Here is a 19,247-nt window from a genome sequence, read left to right as displayed (position 1 = left end):
CGCACCCCCGCCGACGGCCGGCGCGACGTGCGCCCGATCCTGACCCCGCGGCCCGGCATGACGCATCCTCAGAACTGCTAAGCGGCGGGCGGCACGGCGCGCAGCGCGGGCTTGCGGGCCGCGGTCCGGGCCACCGCCTCGCCCATCAGACGCAGCGGGGGGAGGGCCGCGCCGTTGTCGGTGGCACGGCGCGCCTCGGCCTGCGCGACGGCCGCGCACATCCGGTCCCAGTCGGTGGGTCCGGCGGCCTCGGCGTCCTCGGGCACGGAGGCGGGCGCGGGCGCCGGGCCCGCCTGCACGTCCGGCGCCGGGTCGTGGAGGGCGACGCCGAACACCCCCTGGTCCACGAACATGCGTACCAGCGCCGTGGCGGCGCCCTTCGCGGCCGCCGCGGTGTAGGCGGTGGAAGCGGCGGCGGCCGCGGTGAGCACCGCCGCTGCCGATGGTTCGCTCTCGGCCCCGTGGGCCGCCGGGCGGATGTCGCTCATGCTCTGCCTCCCTTGCCGGGTGGGAGCCGGGACCGGCCTCGCGGCCACGGCATGGTGTCCGGGAGAACCGTGGCGGCGAGGGGCGACGGTTCCGATCCGGCAGACCTCCCGGGAGCACGTCGCCCCGGGACAGCACGGTGGTGATCAGCTGGAGAAGGAACATTCTCGGACCTGCCGCCGCCGGGGTCGTCTTCTCCTGTGCGCAGAGCCGCGGGAGCCGCCGCCCTTCGGCCCGTGCGGCTCCGCGGCCCCCGCGACCTGCCTGAGTGCGCTGCGCGGACGGTCCCTCCCGACACTTGTCCAAGTCGCCGTGTCCACGGGGCGCGTTCGTCCTTTGGATGGACAGTGGCTCCATGCGTGCGCCGTGGTGTGCCGGAAACGCCGCGACGGCACCGCATTCCCATTCTCCGAGAGGAATCACTGGCATGGCCGGGAGACTGTTCACCTCGGAGTCCGTGACCGAAGGACATCCGGACAAGATCGCCGATCAGATCAGCGACACCGTGCTCGACGCGCTGCTGCGCGCGGACCCGCACGCACGGGTCGCGGTGGAGACCATGGTCACCACCGGCCTGGTGCACGTCGCGGGCGAGGTGAGCACCGCGGCCTACGTGCCCATCGCCCGGCTGGTGCGCGAGAAGGTCCTGGAGATCGGCTACGACTCCTCGGCCAAGGGCTTCGACGGTGCCTCCTGCGGTGTCTCGGTGTCGATCGGCGGGCAGTCGCCCGACATCGCGCAGGGGGTGGACACCGGCGGCGCGGGCGACCAGGGCCTGATGTTCGGTTACGCGTGCGACGAGACGCCCGAGCTGATGCCGCTCCCGATCCACTTGGCGCACCGGCTCTCGCGCCGGCTGTCCGAGGTCCGCAAGAACGGGACCATCCCGTACCTGCGCCCGGACGGCAAGACGCAGGTCACCATCGAGTACGACGGTGACAAGGCGGTCCGCCTCGACACGGTCGTCGTCTCCTCGCAGCACGCGAGCGACATCGACCTGGACTCGCTGCTCGCGCCCGACATCCGTGAGTTCGTCGTCGAGCACGTCCTGGCGCAGCTCGTCGAGGACGGCATCAAGCTGGACACCGAGGGCTACCGCCTCCTGGTGAACCCGACCGGCCGTTTCGAGATCGGTGGCCCGATGGGCGACGCCGGGCTGACCGGCCGCAAGATCATCATCGACACGTACGGCGGTATGGCCCGCCACGGTGGCGGCGCCTTCTCGGGCAAGGACCCCTCGAAGGTGGACCGTTCGGCGGCGTACGCGATGCGCTGGGTCGCGAAGAACGTGGTGGCGGCGGGCCTCGCCTCCCGCTGCGAGGTCCAGGTCGCGTACGCGATCGGCAAGGCCGAACCGGTCGGCCTGTTCGTCGAGACCTTCGGCACCCACACCGTGCCGCCGCACCGCATCCAGCAGGCCATCGGCGAGGTCTTCGACCTCCGCCCGGCCGCGATCATCCGCGACCTCGACCTGCTCCGGCCGATCTACGCCCGGACCGCCGCGTACGGCCACTTCGGCCGCGAACTCCCCGACTTCACCTGGGAGCGCACCGACCGCGTCGAGGCGCTGCGCCGCGCCGTCGGCGCGCCGGCCACCTCCTCCTGAAAGGCCGCCGCCGGGGGCAGTGCGCGGCATCCCGTCCGACACCCGTCCCTCCGTGAGGAGTCACCATGCCGAACACCACAGCACAGCTCCCGAGTACGCCACGGCCGGCGGAAACGCGTCTGTGCGAGGGCCTGGACGCACTCGCCGAGCGCGCGCGGTGCGGCGCCTGGACACCCACGCCGCTGGAGCGGCGCATCGCCGGCCTGCTCACCGTCGCGGCAGCGGGCGACGGCCTGCTCACCGCGGAGCGGGTGCGTACCGCGCTGTGGGAAGGGGCCGTCGCCCTGGTCCAGGAGAACGGCGGCGAACTGGCCGCGCTCCTGGCGGACGTACTGCCGGTCCTGACGGGGCACGCGTACGGGGCGGACGGTGTCCGGCACACCGACGGCCTCCTGGACGACGTGTACCGGTTCGTCGCCGCGACGGCCACCGGCCATGCGCGCTGACCTCGCTGTCCGGAGTCCGCGGTGCGGGGCGCCCGCGTCACCCGCGCCGCGGATACCCGCAGTCCTGACACCCGGGGCTCCCCCCGGTCCGCTGCGACTGCCCGACGGCGCCGCGCACCTGTGGCTGGCGGACGCGAACACGCACCCGGAGAAGGTGGCGGAGCTCGCCCGTCTCGTGCTCGACGACACGGAACGGGACCGGGCCGCCGCGCTGCGCCGCAGCGCCGACCGCCGGTGCTACGTCACCGCTCATGTGGCCCTGCGGCTGCTGCTCGGGGCCCAGCTCGGGATCGCGGCCGACCGGGTCCGCTTCCGGCGCGAGCCCTGCCCCTGCTGCGGCGAACCGCACGGCAGACCGGCGCCCGAGGACCCGGACGTGCCCCTGCACTTCTCGCTCTCGCACAGCGGCGATCTCGCGCTGCTCGCCTTCGCCGCGACGCCCGTCGGGGCGGACGTACAGACCAAGGGCTCGGCCGAGGCCGCCGACGAGATCAAGGGGGTGCTGCATCCCCGGGAGGAGGCGGAACTGGCCGCCTGCTCCGAGGCCGACCGCCCCGACGCGTTCGCGCGCGCCTGGGTGCGCAAGGAGGCCTACCTCAAGGGACTCGGCACGGGTCTCGCCCGCAGCCCGGCGCTGGACTACCTCGGCACCGGTACGGCGGCGGTGGCCGGGCCGCCCGGCTGGCGGGTGGAGGACGTCGCGGTCCCGTACGGATACGCGGCCGCCGTCGCGGTCCGGGAGGAGCGGCGGCCGGCCTGACGGCCGATCGGCCGCCCCCCGGTCCGGGGCGGCGGCCGATCGGGGGTCAGTAGCCGATGCCGACGGTGTCGGTGCGGCCGGAGCCGATGTCGGCCAGCGCCCTGAGGACCATCGGCGGGTGCTCGGCCAGTCGCTGGAGCAGGTACAGCCACCAGTTCGTCCCGTACGTGGCGTAGATCCGGCACACCAGCCCGGACTCGCGGTAGTGCCGCAGCAGTTCCGGCCGTACCCCGTGCAGCATCTCGATCTCCGTGACGCGTTCCAGCAGCCCGCGCTCCTGCGCCGCGGCGAGCACCACGGGGTCCTGGGTGGCGAGGCTCAGCCGGACCCCGCCGTCCACGAGGCTCTGCGCGAGGTCCAGGAAGCGGTCGTCGAGGGCGGGCCCGCGCGGCAGGGCGATGTGGGGCGGTTCGGGGAAGGCGCCCTTGACCAGCCGGATCGTGCGGCCGGGCCGGGCCAGCGTCGCCGCGTCGTGCTCGGTGCGGTGCAGATGCGCCTGGAGCGTGATCCCGAGGTTCGTGTACCGGTCCGAGAGCGGGCGGTACACGGCGAGTACGGCGTCGACGCCCGGCGCGCGCTCCATGCTGAGGACGACCTCGCTGCCGTGCCGGGCCGCGGCGGCCGCGATCCGCCCGGTGTTCTCCACGGCGAGGCGGGACGAGCGGGCGAGGCCCACCTGGGACAGCTCGAAACCGACCCGGTCGGGGGCCGGTTCCGCTTCGAGCAGGCTCAGGTACTCCGCGACGACCTGCTCGATCTGCGCGGGATCGTCGGCGTTCTGATGGGGCGCGGCGCACTCGGCGGACACCAGGTAGCCCCTCGCCCGCAGCTTTCCGACCTGTTCGAGGAACCCGTCCCGGTCGGGAGCCAGTACGTAGCGCCGCGCGGCGGGGGAGAGGATGTCCTGCAGTACCGAACCGGGGGCGGAGAACGCGACCCGGCACCGGGTGTCGGTGGCCAGCTTGCGCAGCCCCTCGGCCGCGGATTCCAGCAGCGCACGCTGGGAGAGCTCGTCGGTCATGGCAGCGCCTCGGCATTCCGGTCGGTACACGGGAGCGCCCGGCCCCGCGCGTACGGATGGGCAGTGAAGGCTCCTGGCAATAAGTTGCCAACCGGATGGGCGGGCAGGGATGCGGAAGCGCCGGGAAAACACCTGCTCGGCCTCATGATCCGCATGATCAGCCACTCCCCGGTCGAAGGCTCGATACGCACGATGTGCCAGCCTTGCCATTTCTCAGGCAAAATATTGCCACAGTTCTGGGCGGGTTGGCAATATCGACGAGGGGGCAGTCGCGCGGGGGCGTGCGGGAAGGCGGTCCGCGGAGAGAGGGGCAGCGGGAGGGGCCGTGAACGGCCGCCGCCCGGGGCACCGATGACCTCCTGGTCATCGGTGCCCCGGGCGGCGGGGCGGTAGGTCAGGCGGCCGGGGCGCTCTGCGCCTTGTCGCGGGCCTTCATGAGGCACTCGGCGGCCAGCCGCCAGATCTCGGCGGCGAGATCTATGTTGGAGTTCTCCTGGGCCTGTAGGGCGAGGGTCTGCAGTCCTGCCAGGCCCTCGTCCTCCTCGCCGTTCAGGATGCGCAGCTGATTGCCGAGGACCTCCAGGCGTACCCGGGTCTGGTACGGCAGGCGCAGCTCGGCCCGGCCGAGCCGGTCCAGCAGCGCGCGGGCATCGGCGAACTTGCCCTCGTGGAAGGCGAGGCGGGCCCGCAGAGCGGTCAGCGACTGTTCGAGCGCGGGTGTGCGGGCGAAGGGGAGCGCCGCCTCGGCGGCCTCGATGCACCGCTGGGCGGCATCGGGCTCCGGCGGGAACTTCTGCAGGTGCAGTTCGGCCATGGCCACCCGCAGCCGCAGCCAGATGGTGAGGTTCTCCCGGCTGTCGAAGCCGTCCAGGGCCTGCTGGAAGAGATCCTGCGCCACACCGAACTCGCCCTCACGGACCTTGAGGGCGCCCGCGGTCCACAGCGATTCGGCCCACAGGGTGTCGGAGCGGCCTTCCACCAGGGAGGTCAGCTCGGACGCGTGCCGGCGGGCGTCCGGCATCCGGCCCGCCTCCGCCTCCACGGACACCAGGACCAGCAGCGCGGCGGCCACGTCCTGGGTGGAGAGGTCGTTCTCCCGGGCCAGCCGGTAGGCCGTCCCGGCGGCCTCGACCGCGGGGACGATCTCGCCCGTGACACGCAGGGACCTGGCCAGCTGGGTGAGTGCCCGCGCCCGCAGCTCGGCCAGGCCGATCTCCTCGCTGAGCGCGGCGAGTTCGTCGAGGTAGACGCGCTCGGCGGCCTGGTCGCCGTGGCGGCGCTTCCACTGGCCGAGCAGCCACAGGGCCTGCCAGCGCAGCATCGGCTCCTGCCCGTGCGCCGACTCCAGCGCCCCGGCCAGCAGCTCGCTGGTCTCGTCGGATTCGAGTGAGGTGGCGAGCGACAGTATCTGCGCGAGTGAGGTGGCCCGGGATTCCTCGAACTCCGAGGGGCTGATGCCCAGCTGCGCCGCCAGATGTGCCACGGCGCGGTCGGTGGGCTGGCGTGCGCCCGATTCCAGGCGCGAGAGATAGCCGGTGGACATTCCGTCCCCGGCGACCACCGCCTGCGACAGGCCGCGTTCAGTCCTCAGCTGCTTCAGCCGGCGGCCGAAGGATGGCTGCTCCAGCACGTGTACACCCCAACGGATGGATGGATGACAGAGATTCCGGGCCGACCGTGTTGCCGTCTTCGCGTCACACTCTTCGTTCCAATTATGCCAAAGGATATCCGGGAAGTGTACGGGTTGGCAAACGCCTGACCTCGCAAGGTGGCTGGATAGCGGGGTCCGGAGGGAGGGTTTGGGCAACACGTGTTGCCAGAAACCTTGGAAAGTTGTTGCCAGCCAGGTGGGGGTTGTCGTACGATGACGGGCAAGATGATGCCAGCCCGACGATGCCCACAGGAGTGGCGAAAATGACCCGTGACCGCTCTGCCGTCATCGCCCTCACCGGTACCGACCGGGCCGGCGCCTCCACAGCACCCGCCGAATCCGACGCACCCGTCGATCACGCCCAGGATGTGCGGGAGTTCATGTTCGGCGCCTGGAGCGATCTGCTCGGCTGCCACAACCTCACCGAACACGCGGACTTCTTCACCCGCGGCGGCGACTCGCTGCTGTTCACCCGGCTCGTACGGCGCGTCGGCAAGGAGTTCGGCGTCGTGATCCCGCTGCACGACATGTCGCGGCGGAATCTGGGCGACCAGATCGACCTCGTCCACACGCTGCGCACCCGCGGCATCTCCGGGCGCGCCCGGCCCGCCGTCACGACGAGCGGCATCCGGACCTTCCTGGCCGAGCAGTGGCGGGATGTCCTCGACTGCCCGACCCCGTCCGACGGTTCGGACTTCTTCGCCCTGGGCGGCGACTCGCTCCTGGTCACCCGGCTCGTACGGCGCGTCGGCAAGGAGTTCGGCGTCGAGGTCTCGGTGCGCGACATCCTGACCGCCACGACGCTGGCCGATCAGACCCGGCTGGTGAGCGGCCTGCTCACCGAGGCCCTGCGCCCGGCACCCCTGCTCCGGCGCCGGGCCGCCTGAAGCAGCTTCTGATCCCGCTGCGCCCCTCCTGATCCGCTGCGCCTCTCCTGGTCCTCCCCGCACGCCTCCCCGCGTGCTCCCCGCCCTCGCCCCGGCCCGGTTCACCCGGCCGGGGCGAGGGCTTTCCGTGTGCCGCGAGTCCGGGAGGTGCTCCGCGCTGCGGCAGGGGCCTGTAGGGGCCTGTGGGGGCTTGTGAGGCCCATACGCGGGCCCTGCCCGGCTCCCCGGGGCCCTCCGCGACCCTCGGCAGCCTTACGCCGCCTTCCCCGGCCCTCGGCGGCCTTCCCCGGTCTCCTCTCCGGGTACGTCACCCTGCCCGTCCTCCTGCCCGCCCCGCCGCTCTCCCGCAGGCCCGCCGGCCCTCCCACCTGGCTCCTTGGTGCCGCTCCGCCCGGACCGGTGCAGCCGAGGTGGTCAAGAGGCAGCACCCCTCCATACAGGCAAGTTGCCAAAGTCTGGCAAAACGTTGCCATTCCCGGCGGGGCTCACTACCTTCCTGGGATCGGGAGACTTCCCACGGCTCGTGGCCCGGTCTCCGCACCTGCATCCCGCCTTCCCCGAGGAGCCGACATGCGTATCGCTCTCACTGTGACCGACGTCCGTGCCGACTCCGGCGAAGGCGTCGAGTGGCCCTGATCCCCACCCCTCTCTTTTGCCGAACAGGCCGCTCCACACCTGGTCCAGAAGGTATTGATGTCCCTGACGCCTGCCTTCCCGCTCGTCGACAAGGGGCTTTCCATGACGCACATCGCACTCGACAACGACCTCCCCGGGATCAGCGGCCTGATGGCCCAGCGGCCCGACACCGCCGGCCCGCTGGGGGATCTCGCCAACGCGCTGCTGCGCGCGCCGTCCTCGCTGAGCGCCGGTGAGCGCGAGCTGATCGCGGCGTACGTGTCCGAGCTCAACGGCACCGAGTTCTGCTCCGCCTCGCACAGCGCCTTCGCCGCCGCCCAGCTCCCCGGCGGCCGGGACCTCGTCGCCGCCGTGCTGGCCGACCCCGACACCGCACCCGTCAGCGGCAAGCTGCGCGCCCTGCTGCGGATCGCGGCCGAGGTCCGGGAAGCCGCCCGACCGGTCTCCGAGAAGGCGATCGCGGCCGCCCGCGCCGAGGGCGCCGACGACACCGACGTGCACGACACCGTGCTGATAGCCGCCGCCTTCTGCATGTACAACCGCTACGTCAACGGCCTCGCCACCGCGGTTCCCTCCGACCCCGCCTACTACGCGCTGTCGGCCGAACGCATCGTCTCGCAGGGCTACCGGGGCTGAGAAGGACCTCCCTCATCCGGCCGTCCCCGCCCCGGAGGCCACCATGTTCCACCGCTCCGTACCGGCGCGGCCCCGACCGCGCCGGGGGCCGCGCGGCGTGTACGCCGCACTCAGCACCTACGGCCGGCTCCTGATCGGACCCCGTCCCCCGCACACCGGCACCGTCACGGCGCCGGTCCACCTGAACAGCCCGCGGCGGACGTCACCGGGCTGCGCGGAGAGCTGAGCAACGCCGGAGATGCCCGCCCCGACGGGCGCTCGGAACATGGACCGCGAATCGCCCACCGGTTCTGCCGGTGGGCCAGGGCGGGGACGACCCGTCGCAGGACCACCGGGATGAGGTGCTCAGCAGTGACCGTTGACATCGCGCCGACCAGCGCGCGCAGCGTTGCCACGATCTACAACTCGGCCGTCGCGGCCTTCGCCATCGCCGCCGCGTGGGAGGTGGGCGCACTGGAAGTTCTCTACCGCGAACGCACCCTGGACACAGCCGAATTCGCCGACCGCAACAGTCTCGACGCTCTCTCCACGAACGGTCTCTTCCGGGCCATGGCCTCGGTCGGACTGGTCCACCGCGAGGGCGCCACCGTGACCCCGCTGCCGGGGTTCGACGCGGTGTACCACAACAAGTCCTTCTTCCACTGGCTCGGCCGGGGCAGCGCCGAACTGTTCCAGCAGATACCGCGGGTGCTGCGCAACGAACAGCGCACCGGCGCCTACTACCGCCGGGACCCGGCGGCCATCGCGTTCGCCTGCCGCGAGATCGACGACATCACCTACGCCCCGGCCTACCGGGGAGCCATCGACCGCCTCGACTTCCCCGTGACCCGCGTCGCGGACCTCGGCTGCGGCAGCGGCGGCCGGCTGATGGACCTGCTGCGCCGCTTCCCCGACAGCACGGGCACCGGCGTCGACATCGCCGCCCCGTCCCTGGAGGTGGCGCGCAAGGAAGCCGCCGACGCCGGTCTCTCCGACCGATCCGAGTTCGTGCAGGGGGATGTGCTCCGGCTGGAGCCGCGCCCGGAGTTCGCCGACATCGAACTGGTCACCTGCTTCATGATGGGCCACGACTTCTGGCCGCGCGAGAACTGCGTGGCGACCCTGCGCCGACTGCGCGAGGTCTTCCCGTCCGCGCGCCGGCTGCTGATCGGCGACGCCACCCGTACCGCGCTGCCGGACACCGAACTGCCGGTCTTCACCCTCGGCTTCGAGCTCGGGCACGACCTGATGGGCACCTTCCTGCCGACCGTCGACGACTGGCAGTCGGTGTTCGCCGAGGGCGGCTGGGAACTCGTACGCACCAACCGCATCGAGCTGACCGTCGGAGAGGTCATCTTCGAGCTGGCCTGATGCCCCGCTCCCCGGTACCTCACGCCCGGCTGCCGCCGTCACCGCCCCCGGAAGCCGGCGCCTCCTGTCGGCCCGGGGCGGGTAGGAGTCAGCATGACCACGCTTGCCGTCGCCGTCGCCCGTGCCCTCGCAGCCGATGGCGTCCGGCACGCGTTCGGCCTGGTGGGCGGTGGCAACATCCTTGCCACCGCCGCCCTGACCGGGGCGGGCGTCCACTACACGGCGGCCCGCCACGAGGGCGGTGCCATGGCCATGGCCGACGCCTACTTCCGGGTGACGGGGGAGGTGGCGGTCTGTACGACGACCCACGGGCCGGGGCTCACCAACGCGGCCACGGCCCTGGCCGAGGCGGCCAAGAACCGTTCCGCCGCCGTCCTGTTGTGCGGTGACGCGCCGACCGGCGGGCCCAGGGCGCACGACATCGACCAGAGCGCCCTGGTGACCTCGCTCGGTGTACCCGTCGTGCGCCTCACCGATCCGGCCACCGCGGTCGCGCGGACCTCCGCCGCGCTGGAACTCGCCCGTCTCCGGCAGTGCCCCGTCGCCGTCATGCTGCCCGGTGATCTGCTGGGCGCCGAGGTGTCCACGCCCTCGGCGCCCGGCGCCAACACGGTCGCGGTGCCGGCCGCCGCGGCGACGGTCCGCCCCGATGAACTGGCTCCGGTGCTGCACGCCCTGGGCCGGGCACGCCGGCCCCTGCTGCTCGCCGGAGCGGGCGCCTGGCGCGCGGGGGCGGGCAAGGTGCTGCGCGATCTCGGTGACCGGCTGGGCGCGCTGTTCACCACGACGGTGATGGCCAACGGGCTGTTCGACGAGAGTCCCTGGTCCCTCGGGATCTGCGGCGGGTTCGCCGCCCCGGAGCCCGCCCGGCTCCTCTCCGGAGCCGACCTGGTACTGGCCTTCGGTACGAGCCTGGACACGTTCACCCTGCACGGCGGGCGGCTGCTGGATCCCGGCGCCACCGTCGTACGGATCGACCTGGAGCCCGGTCCCGGATCGGCCGGGCGCGGGGATCTCTCGGTGACCGGGGACGCCTCGGTCGTCGCCGCCCGTCTGCTGGACGCCCTCGGCACGGCCGGGACGCCGGACGCGTCCGGCACCTGGCGCTCGGCGGAGGTCCGCGCCACCGCCGCCCGCCGCTGGGACACGGTGCCCTTCACGGACGACTCGGGCGCGGGGCGGATCGATCCGCGCACCCTCACACGCCGGCTCGCCGGACTGCTGCCCGCCGACCGCACCCTCGTGCTGGACGGCGGCCACTTCATCGCCTGGCCCGCCATGTACTGGCCGGTGCCCGATCCCGCGGCGATGGTCTTCACCGGGGCCGCCTTCCAGAGCATCGGCCTCGGCCTGGCGGGGGCGGTCGGTGCCGCGGTCGGCCGTCCCGACCGCACGACGGTGGCGGCGCTCGGTGACGGCGGCGCGTTGATGGGGCTCCCCGAGCTGGAGACCCTGGTGCGCACCGGACGGTCCTGCCTGGTGGTGGTCTACGACGACGCGTCGTACGGCTTCGAGGACCACATGTACACACCGCGCGGTGCGGACCCGGCGACGGTCAACTTCAACGACACCGATTTCGCCGGGACGGCCCGCGCGCTGGGCGCTCGGGCCGTCACCGTACGCGCACCGGAGGATCTGGCCGAGGTCACGGCCTGGCGCGAACGCGGCTGCCCCGGCACGCTGCTGCTGGACTGCAAGATCGTGCACACGGTGATGGCGCCGTTCCTGGAGGATCTGCTGGCCCCGGCGGACCGCCCGGACTGACCCGACGGGCCGCGGTCGCGACGGCACAGCGGCCGCGGCGACGGCCCGCGGCAACGCGGACGGCAAGGGCAAGGGCAAGAACAAGGGCGAGGGCAAGGACAAGAACAAGGACAAGAACAAGGGAAGGAGCGACGGCCGCGGACCCGGGTGGGTCCGCGGCCGTCGTCGTGCCCGGCTGCAGCGGGGGATCAGCAGCCGGGCAGGTTCCTGCGGATGTCCCTGAGCCCCTCGAACGAGGAGAGGTCGGGCACCGTCCAGCCGTCCAGGTCGTACTCCGACATGCACTGGTCGACCAGCGCCTTGTAGTCGTCGATCTGCCCCGAGGCGGTCTGCGCGAACAGCAGCTCGGTACGGGTGTTCTCGTGGTTGCCCGCGTAGTTGCGCTCGTACAGCTCGTGGCGTCCGCCGAACTCCGTCCCCACCGCGTCCCACAGGAGCTTGAGCACCTTGACCCGGTCGACGGCTTCGATGCCGTTCGAGCCCCGTACGTACTTGTCGAGGTAGGGGCGGATCTCGGGGTTCTTGAAGTCGTCCGCGCTGGAGTTGAGGTAGATCAGGCCGCTCGCCACGTCCTGCTCGATGATCTCCTTGACGCGCGGATAGCCGATCTGCATGAACCAGCGGTAGGCCATGCCGTACTGCGGATTGGGCAGCACCGCCCCGTTGTGCCACTCCACCGGATTGCGGGCCGCCGCGTCCGACAGTCCCCAGAAGAGGTTGCGCCAGGCCAGGACCTCACCGAGACGGGTCTGCACGCCCCGGAAGTCCTGGGTCCCGGTGACCTCCAGGGCCTTCGCGAGCGCTCCCGCGATGAACTCCAGTTTGACGGCCAGCCGGGTGCATCCGTGGAAGGTGAAGCGCTCCATGAACCCGGACTGCGACGAGAACATCTGGATCTTCGCCATGTCCCCGTAGATGAACACGTTCTCCCACGGGATGAGCACCTTGTCCATGACCAGGATGGTGTCGTTCTCGTCGAGCCGCGAGGACAGCGGATAGTCGAACGGGGTGCCCATCACGGCCGCGGTGGCGCTGTAGGAGGGGCGGCAGATCAGCTTCACCCCGGCGGCGCCCGTGGGCACCGTGGCCACCAGCGCGAACTCCTTCTTCTTGATGGGCAGTCCGTAGTGCGCGATGAAGTTGTGGTGGGTCAGCGCCGAGCCGGTGGCGACCACCTTCGCGCCGCTGACCACGAGACCCGCGTCGGTCTCCTTCTCCACGTGCACGAAGACGTCCGCCACCTCGTCCGGCGGCAGGCTGCGGTCCACCGGCGGATGCACGATCGCGTGGTTCCAGTACAGGACCTTCTCCTGGGCCTCGCGGTACCAGCGCCGTGCGTTGTCGGCGAACGGACCGTAGAAGTCCGCGTTGGCTCCCAGGGTGCCGAGGAAGGCCGCCTTGTAGTCGGGGCTGCGGCCCATCCAGCCGTAGCTCATCCGGGACCACGCGGCGATCGCCTGCTGGTCGGCGACGAGGTCCTCGGCGCTGTGCGGCGTGGTGTAGAAGCGGTGGGTCAGTCCGCCGCTGCCCGTGTCCGTCCGGGTGGTCAGGACGTCCTGGGTGGCCGGGTCGTGCAGGGCGTCGTAGAGCCGTGCCGTCATCCGCACCGGGTTGTGGAACGCCGGGTGGGCGGTGACGTCCTTGACGCGTTCCCCGTACAGGAACACCTGCCGGTCGTCGCGCAGGCTCTCGATGTACTCGTCGCCGGTGAGCGGCCAGCTCACCGATGACCGGGGACGACTCTCGGCGCCGGAGCGGTGCTGATCGGTCATGAGCCCTCTTCCCTCGAAGTCCCCTCACCGCCCGATGCCGGGGCGCGCGGGCGTGGCCGGGATGCCATCGTGGCAGTCGGCGGCGACCAGGGCTTCTCCCTGCGTGCGGGACCGCCGCACGCATCCGTGAACGGCCCGCCGCGGGGCTGCGACGTCCTCCGGCGCCGTGCCGCCGACGACAGGTGCGCAATCCAAGAGGTGCCGCCCGTCCCCTGCCGATGTGACGGTCTGTCCAGCCCTGCCACTCTTCACGATCGTCATGTCCAGGAGGAAACCGATGCTGACCGCCGACATCCCCACGCGGGCGCAACTCGTCCAGCGCGCAGTCGAGCTGGCACCGCTTCTGAAGAAGAACGCCGCGCAGGCGGAGCAGGACGGCAGACTCCAGGACGAGACCGTCGAGGCGCTGGGGGACGCCGGCTTCTTCCGGCTGCGGGTGCCCAAGCGCTACGGCGGCTTCGAGGCCGACACCCGTACCCTCGTCGATGTCGCGGCCGCCCTCGGCCGTGCCGACGGCGCAGCGGCCTGGACCACGGCCGTCTACTGGATCCCGACCTGGATGACCTGCCTGTTCCCCGACAGCGTCCAGGACGAGGTCTTCTCCACCCCGGACGTCCGCATCTGCGGCACCCTCAGCCCGTCCGCGCTGGCCACGCCCGCGCCCGGCGGTATCACCGTCAACGGCAAGTGGGGCTTCGTCAGCGGCGCCCGGCACAGCCACTGGCAGGAGATCATCGCCGTCCTTCAGGGTCCCGACGGACCGCCGCAGCCCGTGATGGCCCTGGTGCCGATCGAGGACCTGACGATCATCGACGACTGGGACACCACCGGTCTGCGCGCCACCGGCAGCGTGAGCACCGTCGCCCAGGACCTCTTCGTCCCGCAGGAGCGCGTCCTGCCGCTCGGCGCGATCCTCCAGGGGAGTTACGCCTCCGAGCTGAACGCCCGGACGCCCGTCTACCGCACCCCGCTGCTGCCCGTCGCCTCGGCCTCGTCGGTGGGCACCGCGCTGGGGCTGGCCCAGGCCGCCCGGGACCTCTTCTTCGAGCGGCTGCCGGGACGCACCATCACCTACACCACCTACCAGCAGCAGTCCGAGGCGCCGCTCACCCACTTCCAGGCGGCCGAGGCGACGCTCAAGACCGATCAGGCCGAGTTCCACGCCCACCGGCTGGCCTCGCTCGTGGACAGCAAGGGCGAGTCCGGCGACACCTGGACGCTGGAGGAGCGCGCCCGCGCCCGCGCCGACCTGGGTGCCGTGTGCCGGCTCGCCAAGGAGGCCGTCGACCTGCTCGCCTCCGCCAGCGGCGGCTCCTCGATCTACCGCGACGTTCCCATCCAGCGCGTCGTCCGCGACATCCAGGCGATCAACCTGCACGCCCTGATGAACCCGAACACGAACAACGAGCTCTACGGCCGCGTCCTGTGCGGCCAGGAGCCGAACACGCTCTACATCTGAGGCCGCAGTCGCAGCCCCAGCCCGCACGTGCGGGACCGCACTTCGGCGGGACCGCATTTCGACGAGACCGAGGAGCCCACCGGAATGACTGCTCAGACCACCGACGCGCCCGCCATCGAGATCTCCGACGAGGACAAGGCCGCCGTCGCGGCCGTGCCCGGCCGAGTCGTCGCCGCCTGGGCCGCGCACGACGCCCAGGCGTTCGCCGAGGTCTTCACCCCCGACGGCACGATGATCCTGCCCGGCGTCTTCCAGCAGGGCCAGGAGGCCATCGCCGCCTTCATGACCGAGGCGTTCACCGGCCCCCTCAAGGGCACCCGGGTCACCGGCACCCCCGTGGACATCCGCTTCGCCGACGCGGAGTCCGGCATCCTCATCACCCGCGGCGGCATCCTCGCCCCGGGACAGACCGAACCGAGCCCCGAGCGCGCCGTCCACGGCTCCTGGGTCGTGGTCAAGCGCGGCGGCGCCTGGCACCTCGCCGCGTACCAGAACACTCCCCTCCACGCCGCCTGACGGCTCCGTACTCATTCCCAAGGAGGTGGCGGCGATGGCCGACACGAAAGCAGGCCGCGCGGTGGTACTCGGCGGCAGCATGGCCGGTCTGCTGGCCGCCCGGGTGCTTGCCGACAGGTTCCGCGAGGTCGTCGTCGTGGACCGCGACGACCTGTCGCCGGGCGCCGAGGCGCGCCGGGGTGTGCCCCAGGGCCGCCACGTGCACGGCCTGCTCGCCCGCGGACAGCAGATACTCGACGAGTTCTTCCCCGGATTCACCGAAGAGGCCGTCGCGGCCGGCATTCCGACGGGTGACCTCGGAGAGCTGCGCTGGTACTTCAACGGCCGCCGGCTCAGCCCCGCCACCACCGGGCTGGTGTGCGTCTCCGCCACCCGCCCGGTGCTGGAGGGCCGGGTACGGGCGCGGGTCGCCGCGCTGGAGAACGTGACGTTCCTCGACCGGCACGACATCGTCGGGCTCGTCACGGACGACGCGAGGACCACCGTCACCGGGGCCCGGGTCCAGAGCCAGCAGCCCGGCGAGCCGGAGCAGGTCCTCGAAGCCGGGCTCGTCGTGGACACCAGCGGCCGGGGCTCGCGCACACCGCTGTGGCTGGAGGAACTCGGGTTCGAGCGCCCCGAGGAGCAGCGCATCAAGATCGACCTCAGCTACACCACGCGCCTCTTCCGGTTGCCGGACCTCGGCGTGCTCAACGGCGACCTGTCCATCAACCCCGTCTCCTCGCCCAGCCACCGGCGCGGGGCGTTCCTCTCCCGCATCGAGGACGGGCTCATCGCGGTCTCACTGACCGGGGTGCTGGGCGACAGTGCGCCCGCCGACCTGGAGGGATACCTCGCCTGGACCAAGACGCTTCCGGTCTCCGACATCTACGACGTCCTCCAGGACGCCGAACCCGTCGGGGACGGCTCGACCTTCCGCTATCCGGCGAGCGTGCGGCGCCACTACGAGCGGCTGCGGAGCCTGCCCGCCGGGCTGCTGGTGATGGGCGACGCGGCGTGCAGCTTCAACCCGGTCTACGGGCAGGGCATGACGGTCGCCGCGATGGAGGCCAAGGTGCTCGACGGCCACCTGGCGCGCGGTCTGTCGCCGCAGCCCCTGGAGTTCCAGCGCGACATCTCCGGTGTCATCGACGTCCCGTGGGACTTCTCCGCGGGAGGGGACCTCGGTTACCCCGAGGTCGAGGGCGTACGGAACGCCAAGGTGCGCACGGGCGGTGCGTACATGGCGCGGCTTCAGGCGGCGGCGGTCCACGACGGCCGCATCACCGGCACCTTCATGCGGGTGGCGGGCCTCGTCGAGTCGCCGCAGGCACTGATGAGCCCGCGCATGATGTACCGCGTGCTCAAGGGCTCACGCCGCGGGAAGCAGTCCGTGGCCGCCTGACCCCCGTCCACCCACGACGCCCGGCCGGAATTCCGGCCGGGCGTCGTGCTGTGCCGTCGTGCTGTGCCGTCGTGCTGTGCTGTCGTGCTGTGCGGGGTGTTGTGCCGTCGTCCGTGTCCCGGTGGTGTGCGGCGGTGCGGGCGGCGGCGGGAACGCCGAAGGGCCGCCCCGGCCGGGGCGGCCCTTCGGCGCGCGGGCGGGACGCGGTGTCAGCCGGCGGCCGCCGGGACCGGGGCCGTCAGACGGACCGGGAGGCTGCGGTGACCGTTCATGATGAACGTCGGCAGCGGCTGCAGTTCACCGCTGTCCACGGCCAGCGACAGGTCCGGGAACCGCTCGAACAGCTGGGAGAGACCCGTCGTGGCGACCAGGCGGGCGATACCGGCCCCCAGGCAGTAGTGCGGGCCCACCCCGAAGGACAGGTGCGACTTGTCGGACCGGGTCAGGTCGAAGGTGCCGGGGCTGTCCGGGTGGAGCTCCGGATCGCGGCCCACGGCGCTGTAGTTGACCAGGATCGGGTCGCCCTTGGGGATGGTGACCCCGTCGAGCTCGATGTCCTCGGCCGCGTAACGCAGGGGCAGGTGCGCCAGCGGCGACTCGACGCGCAGCGTCTCGTCGATGACGTCGTCCCAGGTGGCCCGGCCGGAACGGATCAGCTCCAGTTGTGCGGGATCGCTGAGCAGGGCGGTGATGGCGTTGTCGAAGAAGTTGATCGTGGTCTCCGAACCGGCGCCGAGGATGGCGAAGATGGTGTCGGCGAGCTCCTCCTCCGACAGCGCGGTGCCGTCCTCGTCCCGCGCGGCGACCAGGTCACTGGTGATGTCCTCGCCGGGCTCGCGCCGCTTGTCGGCGATGAGGTCGGCCATCGCCCCGCGCCAGCCGGCCAGCACCGCCTGCGCCTGCTCGGGGGTGACCGTGGTGTCGACCATCGCGTCGATCACCTTGGCGGTCTTCGCGCGGGCCTCCTCCTCCATACCGATCAGGTCGGCGACGAGCCGGGCCGGCAGCGGGTAGGCGAACCGCTCCCGCAGGTCCACCACCTCGTCGGGCCCGGCCGTCTCCAGGGCGTCCAGGAGCTGCTTGGTCAGCTCCTCGACGCGCGGCCGGAAGGCGGCGGTGCGGCGCGGCGTGAACGCCTTGCCGACCAGCTTGCGCAGCCGTACGTGGTTCCTGCCGTGGGCGGTGACCATGTTGTCCATGGCCACCCAGCTGATCAGCTCCCAGTCCGGCGGTATCTCTCCGTTGACGAAGGCCGGCCAGTGGGACCGCGCGCTCTTGGTGACCCGCGGATCGGTGAGCACCTTCTTGATGACGTCGTGGCTGTTGAGGGACCAGGCGACCACTCCGCCCGGCAGTTCCACCCGGGTGGCCGGGCCCTGCTCGCGCAGGGCGGCGGCCTCGCCGTGGATGTCCCGGCCGGTGGTGTCGAGGGCGAACGGGCAGCGTTGCTCCATGGGAGTGTCCGGTTTCTCTTCTGGCCTGGGGCGGCGGGGCGGGCGGCGGTACGGAGCGGTACGAGGAGGTGCGGGGGCGATACGGGCCGGGCGGCGGTACGGGGAGGTACGGGGGCGGTACGGAGGTGGCGTGCCGGGATCAGCCGAGCGGGCCGAAGTGGGCCTGCGACAGCTCGCGGTTGGCGTGGGTGGCGAGGAAGATGCCGTTGCCGGCGTGGCTGTGGAGCATCGACAGGTCGCGCCACACCCGCTCGATCCGCTCGCCGTGCCGGACCGAACTGGAACCGGCCGTGGGGAACAGCTGACTCTCCACCGCTCGCCAGCACAGCCGTACGGCTTCGCGGCTGACCAGGGCCAGACGCAGTTCCGCCTCCCGGGTGAAGGCCGCCGCCTCGCGGTGGCACAGCTCCTGCCACTGCCCGACCGCGTGCAGCACGGCCGCCTCCGCGGCCGCGATGAGCCCGGTGGCCTCGCCGTAGCGGAACTGGTAGTCGGGGTCCTCGGTGCGCGGCACGATCGGGAAGAAGGACGTGGTGCGGTCGCGCATCAGCTGCTCGTACGCGTCCAGGGCGCCCTTGGCCATGCCCACGGCGAGGACGCCGAGTTCGAGCAGCATGAAGCTGAGCGGGCCGCCGCCGTACGCACCTCCGTGCAGGACCCGGCCGGGCAGCTCGTCGGTGACGGGCAGCTGGCTGAGGTGTCCGACGAGGGCCCGGTGGGCCGGGACGCGGGCGTTCTCGATGCGCAGGCTGTGCGAGCCGCTGCCGCGCAGGCCCAGCTGGTCGCCCCAGTCGTCGAGCCGTTCGAACTGGCCGCGGTCGACGACGAACAGCAGCGGCGCGGGCGGCTGCCCCTCCCCCTGGGGGATCAGGGTGTGGCCGATGAAGTGGGTGGCGTACGGCGCTCCCGAGCAGTAGTTCCAGGTGCCGTTCAGCACCCAGCCGCCCTCGCCGTCCGGCTCGGCCGATCCCGTGGGGGCCACGGTCGCCGGGCAGATGAACTCACCGCCGGCGAACAGCTCGTCCTGCGTCCGCTCGTCGAACACCGCACCCGCCACCAGCGCGTGGGCGGCCCCGAACAGATACATCCAGCCCGTCGACGGGCAGCCGCGGGCCAGGGCGGTCGCGACCCTGACGAACGTCTCGGGGCCGAACTCGTAGCCCCCGTAACGCCGGGGGACGAGGATGCGGTAGAAACCGGCCCGGGAGAAGGCCTGGTGGGTGTCCTCGGCGTAGTGGCCGCGCTCCTCGGTCTCCGCCTGCCGCTCGACGAGCGTCGCGGCCAGGGCCTCGGCGCGGGCGACCAGCTCGTCCGGGGTGAGGTCGGGTTCCGGAGGTGACACGGGGCCGGCTGCGAAGGTGCCGGGCAGAGTCGTCGTCATCGTGGATCGGTCCCTTTACGTCTCGGTGGGCGCGGGCG

Annotated in this window: 16 protein-coding genes; 10 read left to right on the top strand and 6 right to left on the bottom strand. The window is 72.1% G+C overall.

The annotated features are described in order from the left end of the window. Nucleotides 1–77: 77 nt before the first annotated feature. Nucleotides 78–488 carry a hypothetical protein gene (locus tag OG251_RS44355; RefSeq protein WP_326682980.1) on the bottom strand — a complete coding sequence of 137 codons (411 nt, stop codon included), beginning with the start codon at nt 486–488 and terminating at the stop codon, nt 78–80. A gap of 425 nt (nt 489–913) precedes the next feature. On the opposite strand from OG251_RS44355, the gene metK reads away from it, so the two are divergent. From metK to OG251_RS44340, 3 genes are all read left to right on the top strand, one after another. Next, nucleotides 914–2,092 (top strand): methionine adenosyltransferase, encoded by a 1,179-nt coding sequence (gene metK / locus OG251_RS44350; protein ID WP_326682979.1) that lies wholly within the window; start codon nt 914–916, stop codon nt 2,090–2,092. A gap of 65 nt (nt 2,093–2,157) precedes the next feature. Continuing rightward, nucleotides 2,158–2,538 (top strand): hypothetical protein, encoded by a 381-nt coding sequence (locus OG251_RS44345; protein WP_326682978.1) that lies wholly within the window; start codon nt 2,158–2,160, stop codon nt 2,536–2,538. Beyond that, nucleotides 2,528–3,298 (top strand): 4'-phosphopantetheinyl transferase family protein, encoded by a 771-nt coding sequence (locus OG251_RS44340; RefSeq protein WP_326682977.1) that lies wholly within the window; start codon nt 2,528–2,530, stop codon nt 3,296–3,298. Before OG251_RS44345 ends, OG251_RS44340 begins: the two co-directional genes overlap by 11 nt. A gap of 46 nt (nt 3,299–3,344) precedes the next feature. On the opposite strand, the gene OG251_RS44335 is transcribed toward OG251_RS44340, so the two are convergent. Together OG251_RS44335 and OG251_RS44330 are read right to left on the bottom strand one after the other, a co-directional pair. Continuing rightward, nucleotides 3,345–4,319, bottom strand: a complete 975-nt coding sequence (locus tag OG251_RS44335) for a proline dehydrogenase family protein (protein ID WP_326682976.1) — start codon at nt 4,317–4,319, stop codon at nt 3,345–3,347. A 394-nt stretch (nt 4,320–4,713) separates the two neighbouring features. Next, entirely contained in the window at nt 4,714–5,949 is a 1,236-nt protein-coding gene (locus tag OG251_RS44330) for a helix-turn-helix domain-containing protein (RefSeq protein ID WP_326682975.1), read from the bottom strand. Between the two features lie 284 nt (nt 5,950–6,233). Between OG251_RS44330 and OG251_RS44325 the strand changes: the two genes are divergently transcribed. From OG251_RS44325 to OG251_RS44310, 4 genes are all read left to right on the top strand, one after another. Further along, nucleotides 6,234–6,857, top strand: coding sequence for an acyl carrier protein (locus tag OG251_RS44325; RefSeq protein ID WP_326682974.1), 624 nt, complete (start codon nt 6,234–6,236; stop codon nt 6,855–6,857). Between the two features lie 738 nt (nt 6,858–7,595). Beyond that, on the top strand, nt 7,596–8,129 hold the full coding sequence (locus OG251_RS44320; RefSeq protein ID WP_326683032.1) for a carboxymuconolactone decarboxylase family protein: 534 nt from the start codon (nt 7,596–7,598) through the stop codon (nt 8,127–8,129). Between the two features lie 351 nt (nt 8,130–8,480). Continuing rightward, complete coding sequence (locus OG251_RS44315; RefSeq protein WP_326682973.1) at nt 8,481–9,479, top strand: class I SAM-dependent methyltransferase; 999 nt, start codon at nt 8,481–8,483, stop codon at nt 9,477–9,479. 93 nt (nt 9,480–9,572) lie between these two features. Then, nucleotides 9,573–11,243: a thiamine pyrophosphate-binding protein gene (locus OG251_RS44310; protein WP_326682972.1), complete on the top strand. Its 1,671-nt coding sequence runs from the start codon at nt 9,573–9,575 to the stop codon at nt 11,241–11,243. Between the two features lie 188 nt (nt 11,244–11,431). On the opposite strand, the gene OG251_RS44305 is transcribed toward OG251_RS44310, so the two are convergent. Next, nucleotides 11,432–13,015, bottom strand: a complete 1,584-nt coding sequence (locus OG251_RS44305; RefSeq protein ID WP_326682971.1) for a 4-hydroxyphenylacetate 3-hydroxylase family protein — start codon at nt 13,013–13,015, stop codon at nt 11,432–11,434. 277 nt (nt 13,016–13,292) lie between these two features. Here OG251_RS44305 and OG251_RS44300 point away from each other — a divergent pair, with 277 nt between their 5' ends. The 3 genes from OG251_RS44300 (at nt 13,293) to OG251_RS44290 (ending at nt 16,374) form a co-directional block, all read left to right on the top strand. Next, nucleotides 13,293–14,474: an acyl-CoA dehydrogenase family protein gene (locus OG251_RS44300; RefSeq protein ID WP_073721024.1), complete on the top strand. Its 1,182-nt coding sequence runs from the start codon at nt 13,293–13,295 to the stop codon at nt 14,472–14,474. A gap of 84 nt (nt 14,475–14,558) precedes the next feature. Then, nucleotides 14,559–14,990 carry an SgcJ/EcaC family oxidoreductase gene (locus OG251_RS44295; RefSeq protein ID WP_326682970.1) on the top strand — a complete coding sequence of 144 codons (432 nt, stop codon included), beginning with the start codon at nt 14,559–14,561 and terminating at the stop codon, nt 14,988–14,990. Between the two features lie 34 nt (nt 14,991–15,024). Further along, nucleotides 15,025–16,374: an FAD-dependent oxidoreductase gene (locus OG251_RS44290; protein WP_326682969.1), complete on the top strand. Its 1,350-nt coding sequence runs from the start codon at nt 15,025–15,027 to the stop codon at nt 16,372–16,374. A 209-nt stretch (nt 16,375–16,583) separates the two neighbouring features. On the opposite strand, the gene OG251_RS44285 is transcribed toward OG251_RS44290, so the two are convergent. Together OG251_RS44285 and OG251_RS44280 are read right to left on the bottom strand one after the other, a co-directional pair. Further along, nucleotides 16,584–17,828 carry a cytochrome P450 family protein gene (locus OG251_RS44285; protein ID WP_326682968.1) on the bottom strand — a complete coding sequence of 415 codons (1,245 nt, stop codon included), beginning with the start codon at nt 17,826–17,828 and terminating at the stop codon, nt 16,584–16,586. A gap of 139 nt (nt 17,829–17,967) precedes the next feature. Beyond that, nucleotides 17,968–19,209, bottom strand: coding sequence for an acyl-CoA dehydrogenase family protein (locus OG251_RS44280; protein WP_326682967.1), 1,242 nt, complete (start codon nt 19,207–19,209; stop codon nt 17,968–17,970). Between the last annotated feature and the right edge of the window lie 38 nt (nt 19,210–19,247).

The sequence above is a fragment of the Streptomyces sp. NBC_01237 genome (assembly GCF_035917275.1).
Lineage (GTDB): Bacteria > Actinomycetota > Actinomycetes > Streptomycetales > Streptomycetaceae > Streptomyces.
The sequence above is the reverse complement of the archived record's forward strand: the minus strand, read 5'-3'. Positions and strand labels throughout refer to the sequence as shown.

What these genes read in the sequence shown, in the direction of transcription:
- OG251_RS44355 (WP_326682980.1), bottom strand. Translation starts at nt 488, where the DNA reads ATGAGCGACATCCGCCCGGCGGCCCACGGGGCCGAGAGCGAACCATCG.
- metK (WP_326682979.1), top strand. Translation starts at nt 914, where the DNA reads ATGGCCGGGAGACTGTTCACCTCGGAGTCCGTGACCGAAGGACATCCG.
- OG251_RS44345 (WP_326682978.1), top strand. Translation starts at nt 2,158, where the DNA reads ATGCCGAACACCACAGCACAGCTCCCGAGTACGCCACGGCCGGCGGAA.
- OG251_RS44340 (WP_326682977.1), top strand. Translation starts at nt 2,528, where the DNA reads ATGCGCGCTGACCTCGCTGTCCGGAGTCCGCGGTGCGGGGCGCCCGCG.
- OG251_RS44335 (WP_326682976.1), bottom strand. Translation starts at nt 4,319, where the DNA reads ATGACCGACGAGCTCTCCCAGCGTGCGCTGCTGGAATCCGCGGCCGAG.
- OG251_RS44325 (WP_326682974.1), top strand. Translation starts at nt 6,234, where the DNA reads ATGACCCGTGACCGCTCTGCCGTCATCGCCCTCACCGGTACCGACCGG.
- OG251_RS44320 (WP_326683032.1), top strand. Translation starts at nt 7,596, where the DNA reads ATGACGCACATCGCACTCGACAACGACCTCCCCGGGATCAGCGGCCTG.
- OG251_RS44310 (WP_326682972.1), top strand. Translation starts at nt 9,573, where the DNA reads ATGACCACGCTTGCCGTCGCCGTCGCCCGTGCCCTCGCAGCCGATGGC.
- OG251_RS44305 (WP_326682971.1), bottom strand. Translation starts at nt 13,015, where the DNA reads ATGACCGATCAGCACCGCTCCGGCGCCGAGAGTCGTCCCCGGTCATCG.
- OG251_RS44300 (WP_073721024.1), top strand. Translation starts at nt 13,293, where the DNA reads ATGCTGACCGCCGACATCCCCACGCGGGCGCAACTCGTCCAGCGCGCA.
- OG251_RS44295 (WP_326682970.1), top strand. Translation starts at nt 14,559, where the DNA reads ATGACTGCTCAGACCACCGACGCGCCCGCCATCGAGATCTCCGACGAG.
- OG251_RS44290 (WP_326682969.1), top strand. Translation starts at nt 15,025, where the DNA reads ATGGCCGACACGAAAGCAGGCCGCGCGGTGGTACTCGGCGGCAGCATG.
- OG251_RS44285 (WP_326682968.1), bottom strand. Translation starts at nt 17,828, where the DNA reads ATGGAGCAACGCTGCCCGTTCGCCCTCGACACCACCGGCCGGGACATC.
- OG251_RS44280 (WP_326682967.1), bottom strand. Translation starts at nt 19,209, where the DNA reads ATGACGACGACTCTGCCCGGCACCTTCGCAGCCGGCCCCGTGTCACCT.